The organism is Myxacorys sp. (assembly GCF_059501405.1).
In genome coordinates this window covers 74,335-81,917 of record NZ_JCACCM010000194.1, presented here as the reverse complement: position 1 = coordinate 81,917, position 7,583 = coordinate 74,335, and the positions used below count along the sequence as shown (strand labels likewise).

Genomic DNA, 7,583 nt, shown 5'->3' with positions numbered 1-7,583 from the left:
CGAGTAGCGCATGCCATTGATGCTCTTTTCCTCCTCATACAATGAATTAGCTCTGAGCTCTAGCCCGCTTTAAACCAAAATTTCCACTTACTTCCAAAGCAAGTGGAAACCTAGAAACAGGGGCAGCAACCCGATCGCAATTGCATAGAGTATTGCATACATCGCGAGTGGGATGGATTGAAGTGGGACTGGTAGGTGCGATCGCAGAGCCACAATTTAACCGCGATCGCACTTATGCATAGCGTACTCATGCCTGAAGAATTGAGAGTTGGCGCTAATCGTTGAACTCTAATTAACGTGAGTTGCTCAGAGACAGTTCAGCCGACGGCAATTCAGCCGATTTCACCTGATTCAACAAACTCTGCAATTTCTCACCCTCAATCACTTCGGTCTCAAGGAGCTGTTCGGTAATGGTTTCTAGTAGCTCTCGGTTCGCTTCCAAAATTGCCAATGCTTGCTTGTGAGCTGTTTCCACAATGTCTTTGACCTCGACATCAATCGCCTTGGCAGTATCTTCACTCAGCGATCGCCGAGGATTGGGTGAATTGTCACCCAAGAACATTGCCTGTTGTCCTTGTTGATATGCCAACGGCCCTAGAACTTTACTCATGCCGTAAGTCGTCACCATGCGCTCTGCTAAATCGGTTGCCCGTTGCAAATCATTCGAGGCTCCGGTCGTAATACTGCCAAAGATAACTTCCTCTGCGGAGCGTCCCCCTAGAAGCGTAGCAATCTGACCGCGCAACTCCATTTCATTCATTAAGAAGCGATCTTCTGTTGGCAGTTGCAACGTGTATCCTAACGCTGCCATACCGCGAGGCACGATCGAAATCTTCTCAACTCGACCACTGCCTGGAATCAAAGCACCGACTAGAGCATGACCCACCTCATGATAGGCAACGATCTTTTTCTCGGTTTCGTTCAACACACGACTCTTTTTCTCAAGTCCTGCCACAACTCGCTCGATCGCTTCGGCAAAGTCTTCTTGGGCAACCGTCTGGCGTTGGTTTCGAGCCGCTAACAGTGCCGCTTCATTCACTAAGTTAGCCAAGTCTGCTCCAGCAAATCCTGGGGTACGAGTTGCGATCGCTCTTAAGTTCACGTCCTGCCCCAATTTCACTTTTTGTGCATGAATGTTCAGAATCTCTTCACGACCTGACAAATCTGGGCGATCGACTAAAACTTGACGGTCAAAACGACCCGGACGCAACAACGCGGGATCAAGCGATTCAGGGCGGTTGGTGGCAGCCAAGACGATCACGGTGGCATCACCTGCGGCAAAGCCATCCATCTCGGTTAGCAGTTGATTGAGTGTTTGCTCTCGCTCATCGTTGCCACCGTAAAACCCACCGGAACTGCGAGACTTCCCGATCGCATCCAATTCGTCAATAAAGACAATACATGGAGCCTGCTTCTTCGCTTGGTCAAACAGGTCGCGCACCCGCGACGAGCCAACGCCCACAAACATTTCCACAAACTCAGAGCCAGAAATACTAAAGAACGGAACGCCCGCTTCTCCAGCGACCGCCTTTGCCAATAGTGTTTTACCCGTTCCTGGCGGACCTACAAGCAACACCCCTTTCGGAATTCGTGCGCCAATTTGAAGGTAGCGAGCCGGCGTTTTGAGGAAATCCACAATTTCAACCAATTCTGTCTTGGCTTCTTCGACCCCTGCCACGTCGGTAAAGGTCACTTTGTCAGATTCTCCCTCAACGTACACTTTCGCTTTACTTTTTCCAATCGAGAGTACGCCTTGTTGGCCTGGGCCACCACCACGCGCTATAAAGAACTGCCAAATTGCCACAAAAATGAGCGGCGGAATTACCCAGCCTAAGAGACTTGTAAACCAGCCATTTTTCGGTGGAGGGGTAGCTGCAAACTCAACGCCTTTCTCTTCAAGTAAGTTAGGCAGTCCTAAGTCGAAAATAGGAGTCGTCACATAAACAGGACCTGGTGTACCGTTTTCGCCTTTGAGCTGATAGCGAATTTGGTTTTGTCCTACGGACACCTGGCTCACTTCACCTTCCTGCACCTGATGAATGAACAGACTGTATGGAACGCTCGTGTTCTGCGTCCCGAACAACCCTGGCAAAAACAGATTAGTGAGTAGGAAAAGTCCTGAGACGCCTAGCAGCAGGTTCGCAATCAAGCGAGGACGGGAAGGCGTTGGTTTATCTTTAATCGGCATGTTATCTCGATCCTGATTTGTTGTTGTAGTTTCACCCTCTAAGATGAGCGCAAAGTGCAGGCTAAATCCATCCTGCTTCTGAGGGAATGTACTTCGGTTTGCAGAGATAGTTACGCTATTACAGTCAGTCCCAGATGTGAGCTAACTGCCCTAGCGTGACAAAGTCATAGCCTCAAATCGCGATCGATAGAAGGTGAGGTGACTGAGCGCCAGTGCCCTCAGTAAGAGAGTGGTTTAAGGAAGGTTTAGTTCTTCCTCTAAGCGTTGGACGGCGGATTGGAATGCTTCATCATGGATAATGCTTCTAAGCTTTCTTTAATAAACTTAACAATAAAGTTGATGCTTCTACCTCAGTCACAGGTGACGGTTTACCGTCCCATACCTAAGTTGTAGGTCGTAATGCTTATAAAATTAATAGGGTTAAGAAGCTTCAAAGCTGAACTTTGTTGGTTGCGATCGCTCTAAGATTTCCGATGACTCCAGTGAGATATAAACCGGATTTTGGCAGTTCAGCCAGCGATCGCTCTGTTACCGACATTTTAGAATCCACTCAACTCCAACGATGCTACATTCGCGTCTTTTCTTCCCAACTGACCGCTCGTTCAACTGTAAGCCCATCTTGAATCGTGTGATTTGGGAACGATCCTGCCCGTGCCTGTATGGTGATGCAATGCAAATCGGCATCTGACGTGTTTCGCCAGCACCGCTCTCCCTCACAATCAACTCTCACAACCGTTCCTTCGGTGACCGGAAACATCACATCGTCAACCTGAAACTCTCCCGCGCCATGAATAAAGATATAAATTTCTTCATTGAAACGATGCTTGTGATAGAAGGGAATGGATTTTCCGGGCGGGATTGAATTAAAGGAAATCTCTGCACTAGTGAGGCTAAGAAGCTCTTTTAAGAACACTTTGCCCTGAACTTTGAGAGGCAAATTAGCTGCCTCGAAGGTAAATTCGTCTAGCTCAGAAAACGACCCAACATTGACGACTGAAAAGTTTTCGCCTGATCTGCTATTCATAAACTGTAAGTTGTAAATTGCAAGTTAAAAGTGACAATACCAGAGCAACTTGTAAAATGCAAGTAAGCGTTGATTTTAGAGCTTCTAAAGTATGCAAGAGCGTCGTTCGAGTTGCCCGATCGCAGGGACATTAGATCTGATTGGCGATCGCTGGACGTTGCTGATTATCCGCGACATGCTGTTTTTCAAGAAACAGCGATTTGAGGAGTTTCTAGACTCACCCGAAGGAATTTCAACCAATGTTTTGACTGATCGGCTTAAAAAGTTAGAACAATTGGGTTTAGTTGCCAAACAGCCTTACAGCACTCATGCCCGTCGGATGAACTATCAGCTGACCGAACAGGAGAAAGTCTACGTCCTGTGCTGAAGTCGATCTTGAAGTGGGGACTGTCAAATCTGCCAGACACTCACCTTCCGCCCGATCAGGAGACGCCTGTATAACAAAGGAGACGAATCCCGGTTGAAGCGGAAGAAATCACTCAATGCGTGACTTCTATCAGGAAAAGCTAAGTTAGAATAACAAAGGCTTACTCAAGGTGTTTTTCCCTCGTAAACCAAACTAGCGGAAAGTCTAAATTGGTTGCCATTGCAGGGAAAGGAACGATCTTAGAGGGAGCAGCTTCCACAATTTGTTGTCCATCGATTACGCAGAGGTGAAAATCGTGTCTGTCGAAACCATCGAACAGCGCTCAACATCGACCGTCCGTAAACCTGCACCGCGCTATCGAGTATTGCTCCATAACGATGCCATTAACTCTATGGAGCATGTGGTGCAAGTTTTGATTCAGACTGTACCTAGTCTGACTCAACCCCAAGCTGTAAATATCATGATGGAAGCTCATGTAAATGGGCTTGCCTTGGTGATTACTTGCGCTCAAGAACCCGCTGAATTCTACAGTGAAACGCTCAAGATGCATGGTTTAGATAGTACGATCGAGCCTGACGAATAGCGTTTTGTCCACATTTTGAAACTCAATCTTACTCGCATTGCCCAATATCCAACTCCGATCAGAATTGGGTTGTTTGTGCTGACGTTGTTAACGATTTGGGTTCCGATCGCGCTACCGATTACCCGGTTAGTTAGCGATAACAACCTCGCCACAATTTTGACGATGCCTCTGCTGTACGCCGAGTTTGTTCTCTTGGTTGTACTGTGGGGGCGATTTGTCTATCAGCAGCCCAATCTGTTGAAGCGATACGGATTTCGGCAACCTCGCAGGACGATTCGTAATCTTGCGAAAGGATTGAGCATTGGGTTAATTAGCTTAATGCTGATGTTTGTGGTTCAAAGTCTATTTGGATGGGTAATCTGGCAGGCTCCTCAACCCACATTTGCCCAAATCTTTGTAGAAGGCGCGATCGTGGCGATCGCATACGGCGTGGCAGAAGAACTGCTGTTTCGCGGCTGGCTATTGGATGAACTTCAGCGCGGCTATTCGGCTCGAACGGCTCTGCTATTGAGTAGCTTGATCTTCGCTGGACTGCATCTCAGATTCGTTCAGTTCCCAGCGCTATTCGTCCTCGGCCTGATCTTAGTCTGGGCAAAGCGAGCGACAGATGGACGATTAGGGCTCTCGATCGGACTGCACGCCGGGCTGATCTGGGGCTACTACATCGTCAATGTAGGACAGTTGGTGAAGTATTCTAATCATGTTCCTGAGTGGGTGACGGGGGTTGAAAGAAATCCGTTGGCGGGAATTGTGGGAATTTTTTCGCTGGGTGCGATCGCCCTATGGATGCGGACGATTGCGCAACGTCAGCAAAGACTCCGCTTGTCACAGGATTAGACAAGCGGAGTCTGGATTAAAATCCCTGAGTTGTCACCCTTCTAAACGGCTATTTTGGGCTTTGACCAAACGCCAGATTCATCTTCTTCATACTGTTGATGAATGGCATCCCAAGCTAACCGTTCTGCTTGGGTTTCATCATTCGTCTCGGTTAGCGCCGCATTATAACGCTCTAAATACTTGCGCTGCGCATCTTCTGATAAGTGCGATCGCACTTCGGGAGACAGGTGACTGACATCCTCGATCGCGCCTTCTTTCTGCCTCGGCAAGGCGGATTGTAGCGTTGAAATTTCTTCACCACCCGATTCTTGAAGCAGCGTTTGAATTTCGCCTGTCTTACTGTCGGGTACTTCCACCATCGTTAGAAATTCTCCCGCTTCGACGCGAGTTTGATAGATGGTCGCTTTGTCTTCTGGCATTCCAATCGCGACAAACGCGGATACGAGACCTGCTCCCGCCGATCCTGCGATCGCGCCGCTCGCCGCCCCAATCAGCAACGCTCCAATAGGGCCTGCCGCCACCACAGTTCCAACAAACGGCACAAACAAAACGCCAACCCCTGTAAGCAAGCCTAAGATCGAACCAAAAAACGAACCAAATGCGGCTCCCTGCTTCAATCCACCCAGAATCACATCTCGCTTGGTAATAAAGCCAGAAATTCGCGTTTCTGAATGAAAGTTCTTGCCAACCACCGAAATATGATCCCGAGAAACGCCGTGATCGAGCAAGCGACGAACCACGGTATCAATTTGCTCACGATTCTTGAAGATGGCTGAAATGGTTCGTTCAGGAGTTCCAAGCGGCGCACTCTGTTGCGGTGTGTTAGAGTCAGCGATCGTCATGGCAGACTTCTCCTAATTAAATTCTGTAGCGACCATAGCAATTTATCCCTTTCAAGACCGTCGTTCTGAGGGAAGAATCTAATTTGAGATCGAAGCACAGTGTATTCTAATGACAAAAATTCTGGGTAACTATTATGAAAACTGATACGAAAAAAATGACTTCCTTATCAAGACTCCGATCGATTTCTCACGTCCTCGACAATGCGATCGGCATTCCAGGCACCCGCTACCGCATCGGCATCGACCCGATTTTAGGATTGTTGCCAGGAGGCGGAGATATGATTACAGCCGTTCTCTCGGTGTATATCGTGTGGGAAGCCGCACGAATGGGACTGCCGCCCGCCACAGTCCGGCAAATGGTCTCGAATTTGGTTCTAGATGCGGTACTCGGATCACTTCCCGTCGCTGGAGATTTCTTTGATGCAACGTGGAAAGCCAATAGCAAAAATATAGCGCTTCTAGAAGCCCATTTAGACGCTCCAACGTCCCATAAACGGGCGAATCCAGCGTTTGTTGTGCTGTTGCTATTGGGATTTTTGGTCATTGCGATCGGGCTTGCGGCTCTAACTGGGTTAGTCATTGCTTTGATTTGGAATGCTTTGACAAAATAACCCGCACACTCCCCAAGAGTGTAATAATGATTCGGCTGTTTCTCTCCCGATCTAATGGCTCAACCGACGAATGCCAAACCGCTCATGCTGTCTGACCTCGAACAGAATTTGGATCTCCAGTTTCAGCTTCCTGATCCAGACGATGAGAAGATCCCGGAGATTGAGTTTCAGCAGCAGATCGAGCGGGCTTGGCAGGTGTGCGATCGCTTTGACTTGCAAACTGATATCTGGCGCGGACAAATTTTGAGAGCTGTGCGCGATCGCGAAAAGAAACGCGGCGACGGGCGCGGAACCGGATTTCTCAACTGGCTGCAAGATCGAGAAATTAGCAAAACTAACGCCTACAACCTAATTGAACTCGCCAACAGCGCCGACACGCTGCTTGAAAACGGCTATCTCGATTCGCAAGATGTCAACCGATTTAGCAAACGGGCGTTTGTCGAAACCGCGCAATCGGTGCCTGAAGTGCAGCAAATGGTGGGAGATGCTGCCAAACGCGGCGATCGCATTACCCGCCGAGAGGTCCGCCAACTCTCTGACGATTGGACGGCGATGACCTCTGATCTGCTGCCCGAAGAAATTCGGGCCAAAGTCACCGATCAAACGATTCCGACGCGCTACGTGGCACCTCTGGTTCGCCACTTAGAGAAACTGCCAGCAAGTCATCAAGACTCGATTCGTGAAGCGATGGCAAGCAGTCCTGACCTGGACACGCTTAAACAAGCCACGGGCGAAGCGCGATCGCTCTCTCGCTACCTCGAATCTGCGGCCCAAGTCCAAGCCCTGGATGATATGGATATCGAACAGGCATTAGAAGAAGCGTTGCGCCTCGGATGTCTCAATACAACAGCAGAAATTGTCAATCAAGCCGCGCAGTTAGAAGGCGCGATCGCAAAGCTTTACACCACTTGGAAACGCCTTAACAGTCTGTCTGAACGGCTTTATGTCGATACGGGAGCCAGCACACCCAACCTCCGCACTATGCTGAAGTCTCTAGAGCGGTTATCGGGGGAAGACATCGAATTTTTCTTTGGCGATCCGAGAGGCGACAAGTTCTCGCGCACAATTCGCCTGAAACTAGAGGCAGATTTGGCCTTGGACACGGGAACGTGGGAAGAATCCTAGCGCGAT

Annotated in this window: 8 protein-coding genes; 5 read left to right on the top strand and 3 right to left on the bottom strand. The window is 48.9% G+C overall.

Going from position 1 to position 7,583, the window contains the following annotated elements; all coding sequences use genetic code 11:
- Nucleotides 1-292: 292 nt before the first annotated feature.
- Together ftsH4 and AC5I6P_RS27915 are read right to left on the bottom strand one after the other, a co-directional pair.
- Entirely contained in the window at nucleotides 293-2,188 is a 1,896-nt protein-coding gene (ftsH4, locus tag AC5I6P_RS27920; protein ID WP_495697049.1) for an ATP-dependent zinc metalloprotease FtsH4, read from the bottom strand.
- 565 nt (nucleotides 2,189-2,753) lie between these two features.
- The gene (locus AC5I6P_RS27915; protein ID WP_495697048.1) at nucleotides 2,754-3,212 is read right to left on the bottom strand and encodes a cupin domain-containing protein; all 459 of its coding nucleotides are present in this window, start codon (nucleotides 3,210-3,212) and stop codon (nucleotides 2,754-2,756) included.
- A 91-nt stretch (nucleotides 3,213-3,303) separates the two neighbouring features.
- Between AC5I6P_RS27915 and AC5I6P_RS27910 the strand changes: the two genes are divergently transcribed.
- The 3 genes from AC5I6P_RS27910 to AC5I6P_RS27900 all read left to right on the top strand — a co-directional run bounded on the left by AC5I6P_RS27910 (nucleotide 3,304) and on the right by AC5I6P_RS27900 (nucleotide 4,999).
- Nucleotides 3,304-3,579 carry a winged helix-turn-helix transcriptional regulator gene (locus AC5I6P_RS27910; protein WP_495697047.1) on the top strand — a complete coding sequence of 92 codons (276 nt, stop codon included), beginning with the start codon at nucleotides 3,304-3,306 and terminating at the stop codon, nucleotides 3,577-3,579.
- Nucleotides 3,580-3,874: 295 nt separating this feature from the next.
- Complete coding sequence (gene clpS / locus AC5I6P_RS27905; protein WP_495697046.1) at nucleotides 3,875-4,162, top strand: ATP-dependent Clp protease adapter ClpS; 288 nt, start codon at nucleotides 3,875-3,877, stop codon at nucleotides 4,160-4,162.
- Between the two features lie 15 nt (nucleotides 4,163-4,177).
- Entirely contained in the window at nucleotides 4,178-4,999 is an 822-nt protein-coding gene (locus AC5I6P_RS27900; RefSeq protein ID WP_495697045.1) for a CPBP family intramembrane glutamic endopeptidase, read from the top strand.
- 41 nt (nucleotides 5,000-5,040) lie between these two features.
- Here AC5I6P_RS27900 and AC5I6P_RS27895 read toward each other — a convergent pair whose 3' ends face one another.
- Nucleotides 5,041-5,841 (bottom strand): ChaB family protein, encoded by an 801-nt coding sequence (locus AC5I6P_RS27895; RefSeq protein ID WP_495697044.1) that lies wholly within the window; start codon nucleotides 5,839-5,841, stop codon nucleotides 5,041-5,043.
- A 134-nt stretch (nucleotides 5,842-5,975) separates the two neighbouring features.
- On the opposite strand from AC5I6P_RS27895, the gene AC5I6P_RS27890 reads away from it, so the two are divergent.
- Both AC5I6P_RS27890 and AC5I6P_RS27885 read left to right on the top strand, forming a co-directional pair.
- A complete protein-coding gene (locus AC5I6P_RS27890) occupies nucleotides 5,976-6,452 on the top strand; it encodes a DUF4112 domain-containing protein (RefSeq protein WP_495697043.1) in 477 nt (158 codons plus the stop codon).
- Nucleotides 6,453-6,506: 54 nt separating this feature from the next.
- Nucleotides 6,507-7,577, top strand: coding sequence for a hypothetical protein (locus AC5I6P_RS27885; RefSeq protein ID WP_495697042.1), 1,071 nt, complete (start codon nucleotides 6,507-6,509; stop codon nucleotides 7,575-7,577).
- Nucleotides 7,578-7,583 lie beyond the last annotated feature (6 nt).

Coding starts and splice junctions, on each gene's coding strand:
- ftsH4 (WP_495697049.1), bottom strand. CDS start 2,188: ATGCCGATTAAAGATAAACCAACGCCTTCCCGTCCTCGCTTGATTGCG.
- AC5I6P_RS27915 (WP_495697048.1), bottom strand. CDS start 3,212: ATGAATAGCAGATCAGGCGAAAACTTTTCAGTCGTCAATGTTGGGTCG.
- AC5I6P_RS27910 (WP_495697047.1), top strand. CDS start 3,304: ATGCAAGAGCGTCGTTCGAGTTGCCCGATCGCAGGGACATTAGATCTG.
- AC5I6P_RS27895 (WP_495697044.1), bottom strand. CDS start 5,841: ATGACGATCGCTGACTCTAACACACCGCAACAGAGTGCGCCGCTTGGA.
- AC5I6P_RS27890 (WP_495697043.1), top strand. CDS start 5,976: ATGAAAACTGATACGAAAAAAATGACTTCCTTATCAAGACTCCGATCG.
- AC5I6P_RS27885 (WP_495697042.1), top strand. CDS start 6,507: ATGGCTCAACCGACGAATGCCAAACCGCTCATGCTGTCTGACCTCGAA.